Below are 17,995 nucleotides of genomic sequence, written 5' to 3'. Positions count from 1 at the left end.
AGTGACATACCCCTCGTTCATACTGAATGCATGCTCGGCGTGGCGGAGGTGCGGGCGGAACGGGATCGAGTTGCCGCGTTGGTCCGCGCGCTGGAGCCGGACGCGGTCGCGCTCGCGGATGCGGAGCCGATGTGGAACGCGTTCGAGAGGATCGAACGGCTCGCCGCGAACGCCAAGACGCTGCTGGCCCGGCGCGTCGAGGAAGCCGCCGCGTGGCGCGAGCGCGGCCATCGCGACGCCGCCGAGGGGATGGCGAAGCAGTCAGGCACGACGCGGGGCGCGGCCCCCAAACAGCTGGCGCTGTCGAAGCGGCTCGACGCGCATCCGGCGACCGAGACCGCGATGCGCACGGGTGAGATCTCACCCGCGCAGGCCGCGCTCGTCGCCGCGGGCGCGAACGGCAACGCCGCCGCCGAACGCCGCCTGCTGGACAAGGCGAGGAGCTCGACGGTCGCGGCGCTGCGCCAGGAGGCGGCCCGCGAGCGCGCCAAGGCCGACCCGGACCCCGAGGAGACCGAACGGCGCATCCACGAGGAGCGGCGGGCCGGTCGTGGACCGACGAGGAAGGCCGCCGGCACTTCAACGCGACCGGCACGGTGCGCGACGGCAGCCACGTGGCACGCGTGCTGGAGCGCCTCGTGAACGAGGAGTTCACCAACGCCCGCCGGGAAGGCCGACGGGAGGAGCGTGAGGCGTACGCGTTCGACGCGTTCGTCCGCGTGTTCCAGGAGCACGACGACCGCCCCGAAGACGACGGCACCTCGAAGCAGAAGCGCAAGCATCGGTGCCCGTCGTACCTGTCGATCCTGCGCCTCGACCTCGAAGCGCTGTTGCGCGGCCGGGTCGAGGGTGACGAGCTGTGCGAGGTCGCCGGCCTCGGCCCCGTCCCGATCAGCACGGCACGCGACCTGCTGGGCGAGAGCATCCTCAAGCTCGTCGTCACCAAAGGCGACGACGTCGCCAACGTCACCCACCTCGGCCGCGGGCCGAAGGTCGCCCAGAAGATCGCGCTCCTGTGGCAGTCACCCTGTTGCAGCGTCGAGGGCTGCACCCGGACCCGCATCGAGTTCGACCACCGCGAACCGTGGGCGAGCACCAAGCACACCAAGCTGGACGAGCTCGACCCGCTGTGCAGCTTCCACCACCACCTGAAACACCGCGACGGCTGGGCTCTCGTCGACGGCACCGGCAAACGCGCGAGGGTGCCGCCCGACCATCCCGACCATCTCAAGAACCGGCCGAAGCACGACACGAGCTGATGAAGCACGCGCGACGAGTTCGGCGAGCGACGACCGTCATACAAGGCGAGCAACCGTCGACGAACGGGGGAGCGATGTCGACCCTCAACAAGCGGTTCCGCGCGCAATTGCAGAAGAGCCCCGCGCGGGGTGGGTGGACGTACGTCGTCATGCCGGGATCGGTGGCGTTCTTCGGGACGCGCGGTCTCGTGAAGGTGCGCGGCACGATCGACGGCTACGCCTTCCACAGCTCGTTCATGGCGATGGGCGACGGCACTCACAAGTTGCCCGTGAAGGCGGACGTACGGAAGGCGATCGGGAAGAACGCTGGAGACACCGTGACCGTCCTGCTCGAGGAACGCTTCGACCGCTAGGTGTCGTCGGCGTCGGCGAGCAGCGCGCGCGGCGACAGGCCGTCGTCGACGTCGGCGAGCTGCTCGAGCGTGCACGAGCCCGGGTCGCGGTCGGGGCGCCAGCGGCGGAAGCGGGCCGGGTGACGCAGGCGGGCACCGTCGGCGCGGTCGACCGCGACCTCGCACACGAGGTCGGGACGCACGGGCACCCAGTCCGGCTCGAGCTCCGGCGTCCACCGCCCTGCCGCGCCCTTGAGTCGGCCGACGGGGCTGGGCTTGAGCCCGAAGCCGTGCTCCCACGGGTGCCCGGCGAGCGGCACGACCCGGTCGACCAGTTCGTCCAACAGCGCGCGCTGCGTCGCGGCGTCGAACGAGCTCGCGACGCCGATGTGACGGAACGCGCCCGCGTCGTCGTAGAGGCCGAGCAGCAGCGAGCCGAGGACCGCGCGGCCCGAGAGATGGCGGAAGCCGCCGACCACGCAGTCGAGCGTGCGCTCCGGCTTGACCTTCGTCATCGCGCGGCGGCCCGGCTCGTATCGGAGATCGGCGGCCTTCGCGACGACACCGTCGATGCCCCGCCCGTGCGCGTCGTCGAGCCAGGCGCGCGCCACGTCGCGCGACCGCGTCGTCGGCGTGACGGCGACACGTGCGGGCGCGTCGTGCGGCAGCGACTCCAGGCGCGCGCGCCGTTCCGAGAACGGGTGCACGAGCAGGTCGTCGTCACCGGCGCACAGCACGTCGAACGCGATGTACGTCGCGGGCGTCTCGCGACTCAGGCGCGCGACACGGGAGGCCGCGGGGTGCAAGCGGGCCAGCAACGCGGCGAAGTCGAAATCCGACGCGCCGAGGACGACGAGCTCACCGTCGAGCACGAACTGCGAGCAGGGGACGGCGCGCAGCGCGTCGACGATCTCCGGGAAGTACCGCGCGAACGGCCGCTGGTTGCGGCTGCGCAGGTCGACGTCGTCACTGTCGCGGAACGCGAGACAGCGGAAGCCGTCCCACTTCGGCTCGAAGAACCAGTCGGCGCCCTCGGGCAGCGAGCGACGCAACACCGCGAGCATCGGCGCGACCGGCGGTGCGACGGGCAGGGCCACGGCGGGTCGATACCCACATCGGTTGCTACGTTCGCCGCCATGACCACACCCATCGAGATCGTGCGTGAGTTCTGCGCGGCGTGGACCGACCTCGACGTCGACCGGATCTGCTCGTACTTCACGGACGACGCGACGTACCACAACATCCCGATCGCACCGGTCACCGGGCGTGACGCGATCCGGGCGACGATCGAGGGCTTCACGAAGGACGCGGAGCGCGTCGAGTTCCGCGTCGGCGCGATCGCCGCCGACGGCGACGTCGTGATGACCGAGCGCGTCGACGTCTTCTTCCTCCCCGGCGTCACCGTCGAGCTCCCGGTCATGGGGACGTTCGAGCTGCGCGGCGGCAAGATCGCGGCCTGGCGCGACTACTTCGACCTCGCCCAGTTCACGAGCCAGCTTCCCTCCGCGTCTGCCTGACCACGTAACGCGGCAGCTGGGCGGGGTAACACCGCGGATTCGCCGGCCGATTGCTCGCACGCGCGCCGTCCGTCCCGCGAGACTGTGCGGGTTCCCGACGACGGCGGGCATCGGGCTCTGGGGAGGCACGCAGCGCGGCGTGCCTGGGGAGGGAAGAGGATGTCGAGGTTCGACTGGCTGCGACGCGTGCGGAGTCGCAGCACCGAGGAGCAGATGCTCGCGACGATGCTCGTCGCCGGCGTCGTCTTCGCGATCGTCGCACTCGTCGCATTCCTGCGCCCCGGCGGTCAGAGCGCGGCGAGCGTGCACGGTCCGCAGGTGCGCACCGCGCAGACGAACGGCGACGCGAACGCGCCGCAAGGCTCGAGCACGCACGTCGCGATCGACCAGGGGATCACACCCGACGCGCCCGCGCCCGCGTCCGACGCGCAGACGATCACCGAGAAGCTGCAGCGGCTGTTCGGCGCGGTCGTCACGCCGCTCGGCTTCACCACCGACCTCCCGCCGCTGATCAAGACCGCGACGCCGGTCTCCGTGAGCACGAGCAACCCGAACACCTTCCCGACGACGTTCCCGTCGCTGCCGGGCAAGCTGCCGCCCCCGCCACCGACGCTGCCGCCGCCCCCGCCGACGCTGCCGCCGACGACCGACACGCTCCCGCCGCCGACGACGGCGACCACGTTGCCGCCGACCACGGTCACCACGTTGCCGCCGACGACCGTGCCCACGCTGCCGCCGACCACGCCGCCGCCCACGACGCAGCCGCCGACCACGGACACGACGCAACCCGTCACGACGTCGAGCTCGGCCACGACCTCGACGGGTCTGCTGCCGGGTGTGCCGCTGCCGTAGCCGTTGACCGCCGGCGACGTCGCGCGCCCTCACGTCGAGGACGCGACCGACGCGCTCGTCGACGGCGACCAGGCGCTCGCACCCGGCGGTGCGCGCGCGGCGCTCCGCCATCGCGACTTCCGCGTCGTGTGGGGCGGGACGTTCGCGTCGAACGTCGGCACGTGGATGCAGAACGTGCTGCTCGGCGCGTACGGCTACGAGCTGACGCACTCCGCGAGCTACGTCGGGATCCTCTTCTTCGCGCAGCTCGGGCCGTTGCTGTTCCTCGCCACGCCGGGCGGCGTGCTCGCGGATCTCGTCGACCGCCGGAAGCTGCTCATCTGGATGCAGATCGAGCAGCTCGCCTTCTCGGTCGTGCTCGCGGTGCTCGTCGCGATGCCGCACCCGTCGCGCAGCGGGATCGTCGCGTGCGTGCTCGTCATCGGGGTCGGCAACGCGCTCGCGGCGCCCGCGCTGTCCGCGATCCTGCCGACCCTCGTACCCCGGCAAGACCTGACCGGCGCGGTGTCGCTGCAGTCGGTGCAGATGAACCTGTCGCGTGTCATCGGTCCGGCGATCGGTGCACCGATCTACGCGCGCACCGGCGCGGGTGTCGTGTTCGCGATCAACGCGGGCACCTACCTCTTCGCCGTCGCCGGTCTGCTCGTCGCCCGCTACGAGAGCCAGGCCGAGGCCGCGATCGAGGAGCGGGGAATCGCACGGCTGCTGTCCGGCTTCCGCATCGCCGCGGCCGACCCGCTCGTGCGTCGCATCCTCGTCTGCATCACGTCGTTCTCGTTCTTCTCGCTCACGTTCGTCGGCCTGATGCCCGCGATCGCGGACCACGACTTCGGGATCGGGCCCAAGACCGTCCAGTACGGCCTGCTGTACGCGGGGTTCGGGCTCGGCGCCGCGCTCGGCGCGGTGACCGTCGGGACGATCCTCGTCCGGCGGTCGAAGACGCGCAGCGCGCGCATCGGGCTCGTGTCGTTCGCGGTGCTGCTGACCGCGTTCGCGCTTGTCCGCTCGCCCGCGCCCGCGTACCCCGCCGCGTTGGTGCTCGGCTTCGCGTACTTCGTCGTGATCACCGCGCTGTCGACCGTCCTCCAGGAGCACCTGCGCGACGAGGTGCGGGGCCGGATCATGGCGTTGTGGGTCATGGCCTTCGGCGGCACGGTCCCGCTCGGCGTCCTGGCGGGCGGATACGCGGTCAAGGTGACGAGCCTGACCGTCGTCCTGCTGGTCGGGGCCGCGGTCGCGCTCCTCCTCGCCGCGTACACGGATCTCAGCGGCCTGACCAGCGGTTCCACGGCCAGCGGGGGCGGGGGGCTGAGCGGGGGGTCACGCCCCGAGTAGCCTCGGGGCACCGCCCGTCGCCCCTCCGTTGGCCCTGCGCGGGCGAGGCCCAGCCGCCGTCGAGGAGACCAGCCCTGGCCCGCCGGATGTTCGCGTCCGTCGTCGTGTCGTGTGCCGCGGCCATCGCCGTCGCGATGCCCGCCGGCGCGACCGGCACCGCCGCGAACACCGACCCCGCCGCTCGCGTCGCGGCCGCGAGCCACGCGGCCGACGCGCTCGCGGCGAAGTACTTCGCCGCGCTCGACCGGCAGGCTGCGCTCGACGTGCGCATCAACGCGCTCGAGTCGCAGCTGCGCGACGGCGAGCACCGCGCCGACGCCTTGCGCGTGAAGGTCACGGCGCGCGCGGTCGAGCTTTATGAGGCGGGTGGCGACACGAGCGCGATCGACTACATCGACGGCACGGATCCGCTCGAGACCGCACGGCGCGACCACCTGCTCGCCGCCGCGAACGCCGACAACGACGCCGCCGTCGGTCAGCTCACGCGCCAGAACGACGCGCTGCGCGCGCAGCGGAAGCAACTGCGCGACGACCGTGCGCGCGCGGCCGACGCGGTGACGCAACTGCACACCGCGGAGCAGTCGATGGAGGTGCAGCTCGCCGCAGCACGCCGCGATCTCGCGGCCGCGCAGGCACAGCAGGCCGCCGCGGCGCGCGCGTCGGCAGCCACGACGACGTCGACGTCCGCGCGTGCCGCCGTGCCGGCCAACGCGCCCGTCCGTGCGGCACCCGCGGCATCGCCGCCGGCAGGCGCACCGTCGTCCGCACCGCCCGCGGCGGGCTCGGGCGACATCCACGACCAGCCGTTCCTCGTGTGCACGCGCACGCGTGAGAGCCACGGCGACTACGGCGTCGTGAACCCCGCCGGTCCGTGGTACGGCGCGTACCAGTTCTCGCAGTCGACATGGGACGCGGTCGCGAACCACACCGGTCGCCTGGACCTCATCGGCGTCCCGCCCAACCAGGCGTCGGTGGCCGATCAGGACGCGATGGCGTGGGCGCTCTACCAGTGGCAGGGCAAGGGGCCGTGGGGCGGCCTGTGCTGACCTGACACCCACGTCAGCAACCCCGTAGCCTGCCGCGCCTCCACGAGCGCGGAGGTCGGGCATGCAGGCCGAAGGCGTCGCCGTCGTCACGGGTGCGAGCCGGGGGATCGGGCGCGCGGTCGCGCTCGAGCTCGCCGCGCGGGGCTTCGAGGTCGTCGCGACGATGCGCGATCCCCGCGCCGGCGCGTCCCTGCCGGACGAGGCACGAGGCACGCTGCGCGTCGCACGGCTCGACGTCACCGCGCCCGGCGCGTTCGCGATGCCGGACGGGCTGCGCGTCCTCGTGAACAACGCAGCCGTCGAACGTCCGCACCTGCCGTTCGAGGAGACGCCGCTCGAGTACTGGCGCGACATGTTCGAGACGAACGTGTTCGGACTCGCCGAGACGACCCGCCTCGCGATCCCCGCGCTGCGTGCGAGCGGCGGGGGAGTCGTGTGCAACGTGACGTCGTCGTCGATCCTCGCGCCCGTGCCGTTCTACGCCGTCTATCGCGCCAGCAAGGCCGCGGTCAGCGCGATCGGCGAGACGCTGCGCGCCGAGCTCGCACCGTTCGGGATCCGGATCGTCGAGATCATGCCCGGGCCGATCGACACCGACATGCTCGCCAACTCCGCGCACGAGATGCTCGCCGTGAACTATGAGCCCTACCGGCCGATGGCCGAGCGGATGGTCCAGGGCCGGGCCGCGGCGGGTGAGCACACCACGCCGACGGCCGACGCCGCCCGTGCCATCGCGGACGCGATCCTCGACGACGAGGCCCCGCTCCGCCACGGCTGCGACCCGATGGGCTCGGGCCTCCTCGACGCCTGGCGGCACGCGAGCGACGAGCAGATGATGCGCACCATGCTCGCCGGCATGCTGGGCTGACAGCCCTCTCCGGGGGCGAATGCCCCTTCATCCGGGCGCCGGGGATGCCGAATCGTTCCTCGTGGTGTCGACGGCGCTCGCCGCCCCCGTGCGCCGGCGGCCGCTCCTGGTCACGATCGCGGGCATCGTCGCCCTCGTGGTGGTCGCGGTCGCCGTGCGAGTCGATCTCGACGTCCGCCGTGACGCCCACCACGCGCGCAGCGAGGCGGCCCGCGACGCGAAGCGCCGCGCCGCGTTGGTCCGAGATCTCGACCGTGCCGACGTGTCACTCGCGGCGACACGCGCGCAGCTCGCCACCGACGAGCGCGTCCTCGCGTCCGCGACCGGCGACCGTGACGCGCTCAACCGCGCGCTCGGCGTCGCGACGAGCGACCTCGCCGGCGTGCGCGCGAGCGTCAACGGCGCGCAGCTGCAGCTCCTCGCCGGCAACGGCCAGATCCAGGACCTCGGGCAGTGCCTGAACGGGGTCCAGAACGCGCTGAACGCGGCCGCGGTCGCCGACACCGGGTCCGCGGTGCGCGCGCTGGCCGCCGTGGCGGACAGCTGCAAGCAGGCGGGCGCCTGAGCGATGAGTACCGGCACGCTCGTCCCGCGGCGGGAAGCCGCGCCGGTCACGCCCGCCGTCACACTCGTGCGCCCGAGGTGGCCGCGCCGGCGGGCCGTCGTCGTCGTGGCGGCCGCGGTCGCGCTGGTCGGGACGGCGGTCGGGCTCGACGTGTCGGCGCGCGCGGAGCGCGCCGCGGCCCACCGGCTCCTGCGCACCCGTCAGTCGCAACTCTCGGCGACGGCGAGCGAGCTCCGGCACACGAACGCGGCGCTCGCCGACGCACGCGACGGCGTCGGGTCCACCCAGCGCGACGTCGACCTACGCACGCACGAGCGCGACCAGGCGCAGCAGGCGCTCACGTCGACGAAGACCGACCTGGCCGGTGCGCGCACGCAGCTCGACGGGCTGCACGGCATCCTCGGGCTCCAGGCCGGGCAGATCACCGCGCTGAACACGTGCCTCGGCGGCGTGTCGGGCGCGCTCGCGGCGGTACGGGCCAATGCCGGCAGCACCGCGGTCGCGCGGCTGCGGGGCGTCGACGCGAGCTGCCGCCAGGTGCTCGCGCCCGGTGGCGAGGGCGCCGTCTTCCCGTTCGACTTCGCGGATCCGTTCGTGTTGCGCGTCGGCTCGTCGTTCTACGCCTACTCGACGAACGCGGGTGGGGGCACGATCCAGGTGATCCGCTCCGGCGACCTGCGGACATGGGAGTGGCTCGGCAACGGGCTCGCCGCGCTGCCGTCGTGGGCCGCGCCCGACACGACGTGGGCCCCGTCGGTCGTCGCACGCCCGGGCGGGTTCGTCGCCTACTACACGACCCGCGACGCGGCGAGCGGACGCCAGTGCATCTCGCGCGCCACGAGCACGCAGCCGCAGGGTCCGTTCGTCGACACGAGCACCGCGCCGATGGTCTGCCAGCTCGACCTCGGCGGCTCGATCGACCCGAGCCCGTTCGTCGACACGAACGGCACGCTCTGGCTCGTGTGGAAGAGCGACCTGTTCGACCGGATCTGGTCCGTCCCGATGACACCCGACGGCCTCTCGCCCGTCGGTCTGCCCGCCGTGCTCCTCGCGCCCGACCAGGCCTGGGAGCGCGGCGTCGTCGAGGGACCGTCGATGGCGTACCTCGCCGGGCGGTACTACCTCTTCTACTCGGGTGGTTCGTGGAACGGTCCCGGCTACGCGGAGAGCTACGCGGTGTGCGCGGGTCCGGCCGGACCGTGCACGAAGCCGTCGGCGACACCGCTCCTCGCATCCCACGGCGACATCGCAGGTCCCGGCGGTGGCGAGGTGTTCACGGACGGCTTCGGCGGCGCGTGGCTCGCGTACCACGCGTACACCGCCCCCGCGATCGGCTACCCGAACAGCAGGACCCTCCACCTCTTGCGCCTGTCCGTGGCCTACGGTCGTCCCGTGCTCACGCCACCGTGAGCGATGCCCGGACGAGGAGGGCTGGGGTGCGAGCGACACGGTTCACGACGACGGCACTCGGCGCGCTCGCCGTTGCCGCTGCGGTGACCGTCGCCTCGCGCGTCGCACGGGCGCGCGTCGTGGAACGCCTCGCCGAAGGTCTGCACGCCCCGGGCGGCGACGAACGCGTGCGTGCCGCGCGCGCGCTCGTCGACGCGGGCCTGCAGGCGAGCGCGGCAGAGCTGTTGCTGTTCGTCCGTACCGAGCACGACCCGACCGTCCTCGAGCCGGTCGCGCGCGCGATCGTCGACGCGCCGACCGTCACACGACCGAACGCGAACCTCCGCGAGCTGCTGCGCTGGGCGCGGATCGAGCTCGACGACGCCGCGTCGCGACCCGCGCCCTACCTCCGTGTCGCACGCGACCACGCGGTCACAGGGGCCGCGCCGCGCGACTCCTGATCAGAACGCGAAGCGCGCCTGCGCGAAGACCGAGCGCACGAGCGGCTCGAAGTGCTCGAGCGACTCCGTCGGGCCGTCCGGGTCGAACGCGACCTGGTCCCACTCGTCGGCGAAGCGGGCCGCGAGCGTGAACGTGTCGGCGTCGAGCTCGTCGCGATGCTTCTCGCGCGCGTCCGGGTCGCCGCCGAAGTGCGCGTAGTAGTGCCGGCCCTGGAAGTCCTGGTGCACGCGGATCATCTCGTAGACCTCGTCGCGCACGTACGGGCGCAGGATCGCGGCGGCGATCGCGGGGTGGTTCGGCACGCTCACGGCCTTGCCGATGTCGTGACACAGCGCGGCCACGACGATCTCGTCGTCGGCTCCCGCCCGCTCCGCGAGCGTCGCGGTCTGCAGGCAGTGCGTCAGCTGGTCGACGGCGAACCCGTCGGTCACCTCGGCGAGGGACCGCAGCATCCCGAGCACGCGCTCGGCCACCCGCCCTTGGTTGTGCGCGGTCTCGACGCCGATGCGGGCCCACTGCTCGGCCGTCGACTCGTCCATCCGGGTGAAGGTGTCCGTCGTCTGCGTCATGACGTCATTGTCGCTCACCCGGATGAGGCGAGGAAGTCCTCCAGCAGGCGGGCCAGCTCGACGGGCTGGTCGCCCTGGATGCTGTGCCCCGCGTGCTCGACGACCTCCACACGCACGCCGGGCTGCCGGCGGCGCAGCTCGGCGACGTCGTCGTCGTCCACGACGGGAGAGTCCGCGCCGCGCACGAGCATCAGTGGGACCGACACGGAGTCGACGGCCTCCCACAGCGAGCCGAAGTCGGGGTGCGCGGCGACGCTGTCGTCCTGACCCTCGGCGGACGGTTGCGCGACGCGCCAGCGGCGGTAGCGCCACACCCACGACCCGTCCGGCTGCTGGATCGCGTTGTGGAGGATCCCGCGTCGCAGCGACGACTCCGAACGCGTCGGGTTGAACTCGATCGTCCTCGCCAGGATCTCGTCGAAGCTCGGGAACGACTCGGGGCCGTTCACGAACGCCGTGATCGACGACGCCTTCTCGCGGTTCACACCCGGCGTGACGTCGACGAGCACGAGCCGGCGCACGAGGTCGGGCGCGCGCGCAGTCAGAGCGAGCGACGTCAGCCCGCCGAGCGACATGCCTGCGACCATGCGCGCCTCGGGTGCGAGCGCGCGCACGGCCACCTCGACGTCGGCCGCGTAGTCGACGGGGGAGATGCCGACGTCGAGTCGCCCGTCGGAGTGGCCGTGGCCGGGGAGGTCGATCGCGACGAGCGGGCGCCCGAGCGCGAGCGCGACGGTGTCCCACGTGTGCGCGTTCTGCGCGCCGCCGTGCAACAGGACGATCTCGGCTGGCTCGCTGCCCCACACGAGCGCGCTCAACGAGTACCCGGGCCGAACCTCCACCGCGCGCCGCTCGACGACCGGTGGCCCGTCGTAGGGGAGCCCGGCCTCCTGCGCGTTCTCGTGGAACATCCCGAACTCGTCGTACGCGATCCGCTCACTCATGCATCTAGCCTCCCGCACCATGACCGAACCCCGCATCCCGCCCGTCGATCTCGACGCGCTCGACGACGAGACCCGCGCGCTGCTCGAGCCGCTCTCACAGGTGCGGGGCTCCGACGTGCGCGTGCTCAACGTGTTCACGACGCTCGCGCAGCACCCGAAGCTGATGAAGCGCTGGCTCGTGTTCGCGAACCACGTGCTCGGGAAGTCGACCCTGGACGCGCGCGCCCGCGAGCTCGCCATCCTGCGGACCGGCTGGCGGTGCAACGCGCCGTACGAGTGGGGGCAGCACGTCGCGATCGCACGCGCCGTCGGCGTGACCGACGACGAGATCGCCCGGATCGCGGCCGGCCCGGACGCGGACGGCTGGTCGCCGCGCGACACCGCGCTCCTCCGCGCCGTCGACGAGCTGCACGACACCGCGACGGTCACCGACGCGACGTGGCGTGAGCTCACGTCGCACTACGGCACGCAGGAGCTCATGGACCTCGTGTTCGCGATCGGTCAGTACCACCTCGTGTCGTTCGCGTTGAACGCGTTCGGCGTCGAGCGCGACGACGGCGTCACCGGCGTGCCGTTCCCGCGGAACCCCTGATCGTCAATCCGGCGCGGCGCCGGTGCACGGTGACGTAGGCCAGCCCGTCGTCGTGCGCACGGATCGCGCGCGTCGTGCCGCGCGGGATGCAGGCCAGCACGTCGCGCGCGACGGTGACATCGGTGTCGTCGACCGTGAGCGTGCCCGCGCCGTCGATGCCGACGACGAGCACGTCGACCTCGTCGTTGCGGTGCGTGCTCACCGCGCCGCCGGGTCCGAGGCGGACCAGGTTCGCGTCGAGGTCGCCCGTCTCGATCGACCAGACCGCGCCGTCCGCGCCCGGTTCCGATCGGGCGAGCGCGGCTGCGAGATCGACGTGGGGGACGGTCGTCACCGCACCGAGCGTAGGGCGCCGCGATCGGTGCCCGCCGGAGTGGCTGCCGTACGATCGGGCAGCCATGGGACGCCTCTCCATCAGTCCGCGCGCGTACCGCCGGCTGACGTTCCTCGCCGTGTTCGCGCTCGCCGCGATCATCCTCACCGGCGCGCTGGTCCGCCTCACCGGCTCGGGCCTCGGGTGCCCGACCTGGCCCGACTGCTCGCGCGGTCACCTCGTCGCGAAGTCGGCCGCGAGCTACCACCAGCAGATCGAGTTCTGGAACCGCGTGTTCACGGGCTTCGTGTCGATCACGGTCGCGCTCGCGGTCCTCGGCTCGCTCGTCCGGCGGCCGCGGCGGACGGAGCTCGTGTGGCTGTCGCTCGGCCTCGTCGCGGGCGTGATCGCGCAGGCGGTCCTCGGCGGGCTCGTGGTCGAGAACCTGCTCGCGCCGCCGTTCGTGATGGGCCACTTCCTGCTGTCGATGGTGCTGCTGTTCGACGCGCTGCTCCTGCACCATCGGGCCGCGCAGCCCGCGGGGCACGGGAAGCCCGTCGTCGGCGGCACGCTCCTCAACCTCGGGCGGGCCGTCTTCGTCCTCGCGTGCGCCGCGATCGTCAGTGGCACCGTCGTGACCGGGACGGGCCCACACGCGGGGGACCGCCGAGCCGCGCGGCTGAACCTCGTGCTGACCGACGTCGCGCGCGTCCACGGGACGATCGTCATGACGTTCCTCGGCGCGGTGCTGCTGTCGCTGTGGCTGGCCTACCGGTGGCGCGCACCGGAGCGCGTGCGGACGGGGCTGACCGTCCTGCTCGTCGTCCTGGTCGGGCAGGCGGCGGTCGGCTACACGCAATACTTCACCGGTGTGCCGGTCGCGCTCGTGGCCGTCCACATCGTCGGTGCGATCGCGGTGTTCACGGCTGCCACCATGTACTACCTGACGCTCAGCGAGCGTGCGGGCGCCGAGGAGACGGTCGCCGTACGCGAGCCCGCGCTCGCGACCGGGAGCCTCGCGAACGCGTAGCGCGGCGCGCGCGACCTACGGCGCGGCCGATCCCTTCGGAGGGTTCAGGTCGTAGCAACGCTCGTGGCTGTGCGCGCGAGCATGAGGACCTTGCCCTTCGACTTCGACCGGACGTGGACGTTCGGTGTGCCGCCCGACGAGCTGTGGTCGGTGATGACGCGCACGGGCGACTTCCCGAGCTGGTGGTCGTGGTTGCGGCGGTGCGAGACCGGCGGGCTCGCCCCCGGTGCCGTCGCCCGCTGCGAGGTCCAGGCACCACTCCCGTACGTCCTGCGCTTCGACGTGCACGTCGACCGGCTCGAGGAGGGACGGCTCGTGGAGACGACCGTCCGCGGCGATCTCGCGGGACCGGCCCGGCTCGAGATCGAGCGCGCCGACGGCACGGCGAGTGCCGCCCGCCTCGCGTGGTCGCTCGACGTCCGCGCGCCGCTGTTGCGCAGCCTCGCGGTCGTCGCGCGGCCGGCGATGGTGTGGGCGCACGACCGGATCGTCGCGGTCGGCGTCGCGCAGTTCGAGCGACGCGCCCTCAGCGGCGCCGACGGCGACGGGCACGCGCGCTGAGCACGGCCCCGACGCACGCGCCGAACGCGACGTGGTCGGCGAGCTGCGGTGCCGACGGGAGCGAGCGGATCGCGGGGAACCGGCGGCCGATCACGCCGAGGTCCAGCGCCGCGATCGCCAACCCGGCGACCGCGCCCGCGGCGACGGTGTGCCGGCGGGGGAGCAGGACGGCGAGCGCCGTTCCCCATCCGAGCGAGATCGCCGCGTGCGTCACCGCGCCGGCGGCGACCAGCGCGACACCGTCGCCGTCACGCACCAGGAGGGAGCCCGCCGCGCGCGTGGCGCGCAGCGGATCGTCACCGGTCGCCGACGCGACGATCGTCGACGGGGCGCCGCTGACGACCGCGGCGAGCACCGACGCGACGATCGCGTCGCGGGCCGTCACGCGGCGTCCGGCGATCCCCGCCCGACCCGGAGGTCGAGCCGCGGCGCGGGGCAGGGTCACGCCGGGCTCGACTCCTCCGGGTCTTGGGGCGGGCACGTGCCGTTCGCGAAAGGGAGAACGCCTCGATGTGGGCGCCCGCCGGGGTGAGGGCTGCGAGCGGACGCCGGGCACCGAGGCGGCCGGCTTCCCCGACCGCGACCGGCACGAGATGTCAGTGAGCGGATCGCCCGCGCCATCGTGGCCGGTGGGATCCCGAAAAGCAAGAAGAATTGTGCTCGCCTGCGCGCGTTGCGCGCGCAGCTCCTACGGAGGTCACCTGATTACGCGCTATTTGTGGCCGCGCGAGCACAACCTGACAAGATGATCGCCGCGAGTCATGGGCCCGGAGACACCGCCCGCCGATGGAGTGGTGCGACCGGCTGGCCGGTCCGTGCACCAGTCCGATCCCGTCGCCCCTGCCCCGACGAGATCTCGGTGGCGGACCGGCCGCCGTGGCGGGCCTGCCTCACGTCGCGGCGAGGGCGGCGATCGCGAGGTCGTCGGGCAGACCGAGGGCGAACGCGGAGCGCCCGCTGTGGGCGTCGAGCGACGCGAGCACGGCATGGAACGGCTGGCCGGGTGGTCCCGTGAGGAGCGCCCACAACGTCGACCCCGTCGCGACGACCCGTGAGCCCGCGCCCACGGGGCGGGCGGATGCCGGCAGGGGGATCGGCCGCGCCAGCGTCGCGGTCGCCGGGTCGAGCCGGGTGAGCTGCGCGGCGTCGTCGAGCAGCCAGACGGCACCGTCCACGCCGACGCCGTCATGGAGCGCGACCGGGACGCCCGGCGACGCGGTCGGCGGCACGTTCGCGGACACGGGGACGACGATCACGTGGTTGCGGGTGACGACGGCTGCGCGTCCGGGGAGTGCCACGACTGTGACCACGTCCACGTCGCCGAGCGAGCGCGTCGTGACGATCCGTTCCGTGCCCGCGTCGAGCGCGTACGCGACGACGTCGCGACGACCCGCCGCCACCACGACGTCCACGACGGCCCACACGGTGCTCCCCGCTGCGGCAACCCGTGTCCCGACCGCGCGCGCGCCGGCGTCCGCGACCGGGACGGGCAGCGCGACCGTGCGGTCGCTCGACCCGGAGGTGAGCGCGTGCCGGGTGATCGAGCCGGGCGCGGTGACGAGCCATGCTGCGTCGCCGAGCGGCGCGAGCAAGGGACGCACGTCGCGGTCGACGTCGCGCGAGCCGATCGTCGTGTTGTCGACGATCCGGTTGGTTTCCGCGTCGAGCACACCGAAGCGGCCCGTCGTCGCGTCGTAGAGGATCACGCGTCCGGGCGCGCCCGCGACGTCACCGAACGCCGCGTAGTCGAGGTGCTCGACGCGCGTCGGATGCGCGGGGTCGAGCCGGAGCGTGTCGAAGCCGAACAGCCACAGCGCGTGCGGATCGTCGTGCGAGGGTGCGGGACGCGCCGACAACGGCGGGGCGGTGCGCGTCGTGGTCGAGCGCGTCGAGCGCGTCGTCCCCCGGAGCGCGACGTACGTCAGCGCGACCGCCCACACGACCACGACGAGGATGCCGGCCGTGATCGCGATGCGACGTGTTCGCGGGTCACGCAGGCTCGGGATCGAGGTCCTCCCGAGCACGGGTGTCGCGGCGAGCGGGGTTGCGGCGACGCCGGAGCCCGAAGTGCCGCCGTGCCGCCTGCCGCCGCTCGCGCCGCGTCATCGGGACGTACGTGTCGTCGACGACGGGCTGCTCGCGTCGGGGCGCCGTGTCGGGCTCCGGTCGGGCAGTCGCGACGGGCTCCGGTCGGGCAGTCGCGACGGGCTCCGCGCGCGGCGCGCGCGGCCGCTGCAGCCACGCGAGCAACCAGACCACGCACATCCCCCCGACCGCGACGGCAACACTGCGGGCGGTGAGCTCGCGGTGCTCGCGGCGGACGCCCAGCGCGACGGCTCCCGCGGCGGTGATCGCGGCCGCGACCGCGTAGGGAACGAGGCTCGTCGACACGCGACGCGGCAGGAGCCGGATCACGAGCCACAGCACCGCGCCGAGCGCGACCAGCAACCCGACGTCTGCCCACGTGCGCACCGGTGCAGCCTAGAGACTGCCGCCGGCGACGACGTGGACCGTGCGAGACTCGCGCCTCGGCGACCGGCGGTCTCGGGCGTTCAGCGGGAACCGCCCGCCTGGATCCCCGCGACGAGGTCCGCCATGTCGCTCTTCTCGTTCGTCGACGATGCTCCCGACCCGCGTGCACTCGTCGCGTTCCTCGACGAGGCGGCGGACGCCGAGTCGGGCATGAAGCACGACGCGCTCGTCGCCCACGTGGCGCGCGCCCCGAGCGACCCGATCCTCGACGTCGGGTGTGGCGCTGGACACGACGCCGTGCTGTTCGCGCGCCACGGGCTGCGCGTGATCGGGGTCGACCCGAGCGCCGTCATGATCGCGGCCTCGCAGGCGCGGTCGGCAGGTGTGCGCGGCGTCGCGCTCGTGCGCGCCAATGCAGCGGGGCTGCCGTTCCACGACGAGACGTTCGCCGGGTGTCGCGTCGAGCGCGTGCTGATGCACGTCGAGGATCCCGGTGCGGCCCTCCGTGAGATCGTTCGCTGCCTCCGGCCCGGCGGGCTGCTGACCGCGTTCGAGCCCGACTGGTCGTCGTTCACCGTGGTCAGCGACGTCATGGACGACGGCGCGGGATGGATCAGCAGCGCACGCCACCCCGACGCCGGTGCCCGCCTGTGGGAGCTCGTCGAAGCGGCCGGCTGCACGGTGCTCGACCGTGTCGAGGAGCTCTCCGTGCGGCGGTCGCTCGCAACGCTCGAGCGTGTCGCGGGCTTCCCGCTCTCGGTGGAGCGAGCGGTCGCGGCCGGCCGCGTCGACCGCGAAGCGGCTCGCGAGTGGGTCGTCGAGCAACGGGAGCGCGACGCCGCCGGCCGGTTCGAGGCGCGCATCCGCAAGATCCACGTGACCGCGACGAAGCGCGGAGCTACTGCTGCGTGACGCGGGGGAGCACCTCGTGCTCGAACAGGCGCAGGCTCTCCCACGCGACATCCGGCGGTATGCCGCCCATCATCGGATGGAAGAGCGTGAAGCCGAACGGACCCTTCCGCTCGATCTCGGCGACGAGCTCGTCCGGCGTGAGGACCCGGTACTGGCCCGTCTCGCGCAACGCGTCCGCGTCCTCCACCGGCACGTACCCGCCGCTCGCACCCACACCCGCGTCCGCCATCCACCGCCCGTACGCGTCGACCTCGTGGAGCGCGTAGGGCGCGATCTCGGCCCAACCCTTCTCGCGATCGTGCGCCAGATGGAACATGCCGGTGTCCGCGCCGACGCCCGGCCCCGGGTCGGGCTTCCCGAGCGCGAGCATCTCGTCGCGGTAGAAGTCCCACAGCTCGGGTGTCGACGGCAGGAAGCCGTCCGCGATGCGCGCGGCGCGACGCGCGGCGGCCTCGCTGCTCCCACCGAGCATGATCGTCGGGCCGTGGTCGCTCGCCGGTGTCGGGGTGACGCGCACGGCGCGCCCGCGGAACACGAACTCGTCGCCCGTCCACGCGGCGCGCAGCGTCTCCACGACCTCGGTCGTGCGCCGGACCCGCTCCGACGGCGAGCATCCGAACATCGCGAACTCACTGCCGACGTAGCCGTTCGCGACGACGACGTCGAGCCGACCGTCGCTGACGAGGTCGACCACCGCGAGGTCCTCGGCGAGGCGCAGCGGGTCGTGGAACGACGCGACCAGAGCCGCGATCTGGATGCGGACCTGCTTCGTGCGCGCCGCGATCGCGGCAGCCATGGTGAGCGGGCTCGGCAGGTACCCGTCGTCGCTGCCGTGGTGCTCGGACAGCACGACGACCACGAAGCCGAGACGGTCGGCCCACTCGCACATGTCGAGCGCGGCGCGGTACCGCTCGCTCATCGTCGTGCCTGCGATCGGCGGGTTGCGGAAGTCGAACCGCAGGCCGAACAACGCCATG

General features: G+C 73.1%; 23 protein-coding genes. 15 read left to right on the top strand and 8 right to left on the bottom strand.

The window, feature by feature from the left end:
• Positions 1-30 precede the first annotated feature (30 nt).
• The 3 genes from VFC33_09490 to VFC33_09480 all read left to right on the top strand — a co-directional run bounded on the left by VFC33_09490 (position 31) and on the right by VFC33_09480 (position 1,612).
• The gene (locus VFC33_09490; protein HZR13473.1) at positions 31-642 is read left to right on the top strand and encodes a DUF222 domain-containing protein; all 612 of its coding nucleotides are present in this window, start codon (positions 31-33) and stop codon (positions 640-642) included.
• Positions 624-1,259 carry a hypothetical protein gene (locus VFC33_09485; protein ID HZR13472.1) on the top strand — a complete coding sequence of 212 codons (636 nt, stop codon included), beginning with the start codon at positions 624-626 and terminating at the stop codon, positions 1,257-1,259. The genes VFC33_09490 and VFC33_09485 overlap by 19 nt, the downstream gene beginning before the upstream one ends.
• Positions 1,260-1,333: 74 nt before the next feature.
• Positions 1,334-1,612, top strand: a complete 279-nt coding sequence (locus VFC33_09480; protein ID HZR13471.1) for a DUF1905 domain-containing protein — start codon at positions 1,334-1,336, stop codon at positions 1,610-1,612.
• Here the strand turns inward: VFC33_09480 and VFC33_09475 are convergent.
• Positions 1,609-2,688, bottom strand: coding sequence for an ATP-dependent DNA ligase (locus tag VFC33_09475; GenBank protein HZR13470.1), 1,080 nt, complete (start codon positions 2,686-2,688; stop codon positions 1,609-1,611). The genes VFC33_09480 and VFC33_09475 overlap by 4 nt on opposite strands.
• Positions 2,689-2,727: 39 nt before the next feature.
• Here VFC33_09475 and VFC33_09470 point away from each other — a divergent pair, with 39 nt between their 5' ends.
• The 8 genes from VFC33_09470 to VFC33_09435 all read left to right on the top strand — a co-directional run bounded on the left by VFC33_09470 (position 2,728) and on the right by VFC33_09435 (position 9,624).
• Positions 2,728-3,108 carry a limonene-1,2-epoxide hydrolase family protein gene (locus VFC33_09470; GenBank protein ID HZR13469.1) on the top strand — a complete coding sequence of 127 codons (381 nt, stop codon included), beginning with the start codon at positions 2,728-2,730 and terminating at the stop codon, positions 3,106-3,108.
• Between the two features lie 159 nt (positions 3,109-3,267).
• Positions 3,268-3,960: a hypothetical protein gene (locus tag VFC33_09465; protein ID HZR13468.1), complete on the top strand. Its 693-nt coding sequence runs from the start codon at positions 3,268-3,270 to the stop codon at positions 3,958-3,960.
• Between the two features lie 3 nt (positions 3,961-3,963).
• Complete coding sequence (locus VFC33_09460; GenBank protein ID HZR13467.1) at positions 3,964-5,295, top strand: MFS transporter; 1,332 nt, start codon at positions 3,964-3,966, stop codon at positions 5,293-5,295.
• Between the two features lie 86 nt (positions 5,296-5,381).
• Positions 5,382-6,341 (top strand): transglycosylase family protein, encoded by a 960-nt coding sequence (locus VFC33_09455; GenBank protein HZR13466.1) that lies wholly within the window; start codon positions 5,382-5,384, stop codon positions 6,339-6,341.
• 61 nt (positions 6,342-6,402) lie between these two features.
• Complete coding sequence (locus tag VFC33_09450) at positions 6,403-7,209, top strand: SDR family NAD(P)-dependent oxidoreductase (protein HZR13465.1); 807 nt, start codon at positions 6,403-6,405, stop codon at positions 7,207-7,209.
• Positions 7,210-7,273: 64 nt separating this feature from the next.
• The gene (locus VFC33_09445) at positions 7,274-7,774 is read left to right on the top strand and encodes a hypothetical protein (GenBank protein HZR13464.1); all 501 of its coding nucleotides are present in this window, start codon (positions 7,274-7,276) and stop codon (positions 7,772-7,774) included.
• A gap of 3 nt (positions 7,775-7,777) precedes the next feature.
• The gene (locus VFC33_09440; GenBank protein HZR13463.1) at positions 7,778-9,184 is read left to right on the top strand and encodes a glycoside hydrolase family 43 protein; all 1,407 of its coding nucleotides are present in this window, start codon (positions 7,778-7,780) and stop codon (positions 9,182-9,184) included.
• Between the two features lie 26 nt (positions 9,185-9,210).
• Positions 9,211-9,624 (top strand): hypothetical protein, encoded by a 414-nt coding sequence (locus VFC33_09435; protein ID HZR13462.1) that lies wholly within the window; start codon positions 9,211-9,213, stop codon positions 9,622-9,624.
• Here the strand turns inward: VFC33_09435 and VFC33_09430 are convergent, their stop codons facing one another.
• Positions 9,625-10,194: an HD domain-containing protein gene (locus tag VFC33_09430; GenBank protein ID HZR13461.1), complete on the bottom strand. Its 570-nt coding sequence runs from the start codon at positions 10,192-10,194 to the stop codon at positions 9,625-9,627.
• A 14-nt stretch (positions 10,195-10,208) separates the two neighbouring features.
• Entirely contained in the window at positions 10,209-11,138 is a 930-nt protein-coding gene (locus tag VFC33_09425; GenBank protein HZR13460.1) for an alpha/beta hydrolase, read from the bottom strand.
• Between the two features lie 19 nt (positions 11,139-11,157).
• On the opposite strand from VFC33_09425, the gene VFC33_09420 reads away from it, so the two are divergent.
• Complete coding sequence (locus tag VFC33_09420; GenBank protein ID HZR13459.1) at positions 11,158-11,730, top strand: carboxymuconolactone decarboxylase family protein; 573 nt, start codon at positions 11,158-11,160, stop codon at positions 11,728-11,730.
• On the opposite strand, the gene VFC33_09415 is transcribed toward VFC33_09420, so the two are convergent.
• The gene (locus VFC33_09415; protein ID HZR13458.1) at positions 11,699-12,064 is read right to left on the bottom strand and encodes a cupin domain-containing protein; all 366 of its coding nucleotides are present in this window, start codon (positions 12,062-12,064) and stop codon (positions 11,699-11,701) included. The two genes, VFC33_09420 and VFC33_09415, sit on opposite strands and share 32 nt — an antisense overlap.
• Positions 12,065-12,128: 64 nt before the next feature.
• Here VFC33_09415 and VFC33_09410 point away from each other — a divergent pair, with 64 nt between their 5' ends.
• Positions 12,129-13,073, top strand: a complete 945-nt coding sequence (locus tag VFC33_09410) for a COX15/CtaA family protein (GenBank protein ID HZR13457.1) — start codon at positions 12,129-12,131, stop codon at positions 13,071-13,073.
• 81 nt (positions 13,074-13,154) lie between these two features.
• Entirely contained in the window at positions 13,155-13,634 is a 480-nt protein-coding gene (locus VFC33_09405; protein ID HZR13456.1) for an SRPBCC family protein, read from the top strand.
• On the opposite strand, the gene VFC33_09400 is transcribed toward VFC33_09405, so the two are convergent.
• The 3 genes from VFC33_09400 to VFC33_09390 all read right to left on the bottom strand — a co-directional run bounded on the left by VFC33_09400 (position 13,600) and on the right by VFC33_09390 (position 16,106).
• The gene (locus VFC33_09400) at positions 13,600-14,019 is read right to left on the bottom strand and encodes a hypothetical protein (protein ID HZR13455.1); all 420 of its coding nucleotides are present in this window, start codon (positions 14,017-14,019) and stop codon (positions 13,600-13,602) included. The genes VFC33_09405 and VFC33_09400 overlap by 35 nt on opposite strands.
• A 505-nt stretch (positions 14,020-14,524) precedes the next feature.
• Positions 14,525-15,658 carry a hypothetical protein gene (locus tag VFC33_09395; GenBank protein ID HZR13454.1) on the bottom strand — a complete coding sequence of 378 codons (1,134 nt, stop codon included), beginning with the start codon at positions 15,656-15,658 and terminating at the stop codon, positions 14,525-14,527.
• Positions 15,624-16,106: a hypothetical protein gene (locus VFC33_09390; protein HZR13453.1), complete on the bottom strand. Its 483-nt coding sequence runs from the start codon at positions 16,104-16,106 to the stop codon at positions 15,624-15,626. Before VFC33_09390 ends, VFC33_09395 begins: the two co-directional genes overlap by 35 nt.
• A gap of 123 nt (positions 16,107-16,229) precedes the next feature.
• Here VFC33_09390 and VFC33_09385 point away from each other — a divergent pair, with 123 nt between their 5' ends.
• Positions 16,230-17,018 (top strand): methyltransferase domain-containing protein, encoded by a 789-nt coding sequence (locus VFC33_09385; protein HZR13452.1) that lies wholly within the window; start codon positions 16,230-16,232, stop codon positions 17,016-17,018.
• On the opposite strand, the gene VFC33_09380 is transcribed toward VFC33_09385, so the two are convergent.
• Positions 17,005-17,994 (bottom strand): LLM class flavin-dependent oxidoreductase, encoded by a 990-nt coding sequence (locus VFC33_09380; GenBank protein HZR13451.1) that lies wholly within the window; start codon positions 17,992-17,994, stop codon positions 17,005-17,007. The genes VFC33_09385 and VFC33_09380 overlap by 14 nt on opposite strands.
• Position 17,995: the final 1 nt, after the last annotated feature.

This window comes from Acidimicrobiia bacterium (assembly GCA_035651955.1).
GTDB lineage: Bacteria > Actinomycetota > Acidimicrobiia > IMCC26256 > JAMXLJ01 > JAMXLJ01.
This window is presented reverse-complemented; position numbering and strand designations above follow the sequence as displayed.

Excerpts from the sequence above, each read along its gene's own strand:
- VFC33_09490 (HZR13473.1), top strand. The coding sequence starts at position 31 with ATGCTCGGCGTGGCGGAGGTGCGGGCGGAACGGGATCGAGTTGCCGCG.
- VFC33_09480 (HZR13471.1), top strand. The coding sequence starts at position 1,334 with ATGTCGACCCTCAACAAGCGGTTCCGCGCGCAATTGCAGAAGAGCCCC.
- VFC33_09470 (HZR13469.1), top strand. The coding sequence starts at position 2,728 with ATGACCACACCCATCGAGATCGTGCGTGAGTTCTGCGCGGCGTGGACC.
- VFC33_09465 (HZR13468.1), top strand. The coding sequence starts at position 3,268 with ATGTCGAGGTTCGACTGGCTGCGACGCGTGCGGAGTCGCAGCACCGAG.
- VFC33_09455 (HZR13466.1), top strand. The coding sequence starts at position 5,382 with ATGTTCGCGTCCGTCGTCGTGTCGTGTGCCGCGGCCATCGCCGTCGCG.
- VFC33_09450 (HZR13465.1), top strand. The coding sequence starts at position 6,403 with ATGCAGGCCGAAGGCGTCGCCGTCGTCACGGGTGCGAGCCGGGGGATC.
- VFC33_09440 (HZR13463.1), top strand. The coding sequence starts at position 7,778 with ATGAGTACCGGCACGCTCGTCCCGCGGCGGGAAGCCGCGCCGGTCACG.
- VFC33_09430 (HZR13461.1), bottom strand. The coding sequence starts at position 10,194 with ATGACGCAGACGACGGACACCTTCACCCGGATGGACGAGTCGACGGCC.
- VFC33_09425 (HZR13460.1), bottom strand. The coding sequence starts at position 11,138 with ATGAGTGAGCGGATCGCGTACGACGAGTTCGGGATGTTCCACGAGAAC.
- VFC33_09420 (HZR13459.1), top strand. The coding sequence starts at position 11,158 with ATGACCGAACCCCGCATCCCGCCCGTCGATCTCGACGCGCTCGACGAC.
- VFC33_09410 (HZR13457.1), top strand. The coding sequence starts at position 12,129 with ATGGGACGCCTCTCCATCAGTCCGCGCGCGTACCGCCGGCTGACGTTC.
- VFC33_09405 (HZR13456.1), top strand. The coding sequence starts at position 13,155 with ATGAGGACCTTGCCCTTCGACTTCGACCGGACGTGGACGTTCGGTGTG.
- VFC33_09385 (HZR13452.1), top strand. The coding sequence starts at position 16,230 with ATGTCGCTCTTCTCGTTCGTCGACGATGCTCCCGACCCGCGTGCACTC.
- VFC33_09380 (HZR13451.1), bottom strand. The coding sequence starts at position 17,994 with ATGGCGTTGTTCGGCCTGCGGTTCGACTTCCGCAACCCGCCGATCGCA.